Source organism: Cupriavidus sp. 05T313, from assembly GCF_056396665.1.
In genome coordinates, this window is sequence record NZ_JBFTLX010000539.1 from 1 (window position 1) to 927 (window position 927).

A 927-nucleotide genomic window follows, 5' to 3' on the forward strand; every position below is an offset into this window, starting at 1 on the left:
AAGCGCATGTTGGCCACCGAAGCATCGAGCGCCTCGGCTGCGCCCAAAGCCGGGTGCAGCATCGAGCCGAACGCCAGGAAGGCCACGCGCTGGCCGGCGCGCGCGCCGCCGGTACGGCGCATCTCGCCCTTGCCGACCGGCAGCGCGGTGAGCGCGGTCTCGGTCGCCACGCCGGCGCCGGCGCCGCGCGGATAGCGCACGGCGGTCGGGCAGTCCTGCTGGAAGGCCGTGGTCAGCAACTGGCGGCATTCGTTCTCGTCGGCCGGCGTCATCACCATCATATTGGGGATGCAGCGCAGGAAGGCGATGTCGTATGCGCCGGCGTGGGTGGCGCCATCGGCGCCCACCAGGCCCGCACGGTCGAGCGCGAACACCACCGGCAGGTTCTGCAGCGCCACGTCGTGGATCAGCTGGTCATAGCCGCGCTGCAGGAAGGTGGAGTAGATCGCCAGCACCGGCTTGAGGCCTTCGCAGGCCAGGCCGCCCGCGAACGTCACGGCGTGCTGCTCGGCGATGCCCACATCGTAGTAACGATTCGGAAAACGCTTTTCGAACTCCACCATGCCCGAGCCTTCGCGCATGGCCGGCGTCACGCCGACCAGCTTGGGATCGGCGGCAGCCATGTCGCACAGCCAATCGCCGAACACCTGGGTATAGGTCTTGCGGGCCGGCTTGGGCGACGGACGGATGCCTTCAGCCGGGTTGAACTTGCCGGGACCGTGGTAGAGGATCGGGTCGGCTTCGGCCAGCTTGTAGCCCTGCCCTTTCTTGGTGACCACGTGCAGGAACTGCGGGCCGCCGCCCTCGAGGGCGCGCTGGCGGATGTTCTGCAGCGTCGGCACCAGCGACTCGAGATCGTGGCCATCGATCGGGCCGATGTAATTGAAGCCGAATTCCTCGAACAGCGTGGCCGGCACCACCATGCCC

At 68.3% G+C, this 927-nt stretch carries 1 protein-coding gene; it reads right to left on the reverse strand.

Going from position 1 to position 927, the window contains the following annotated elements:
• Nucleotides 1-927 (reverse strand): 1-deoxy-D-xylulose-5-phosphate synthase N-terminal domain-containing protein (locus tag AC1DKD_RS41585; RefSeq protein ID WP_477144780.1); only part of this gene is annotated, 927 nt, incomplete at both ends.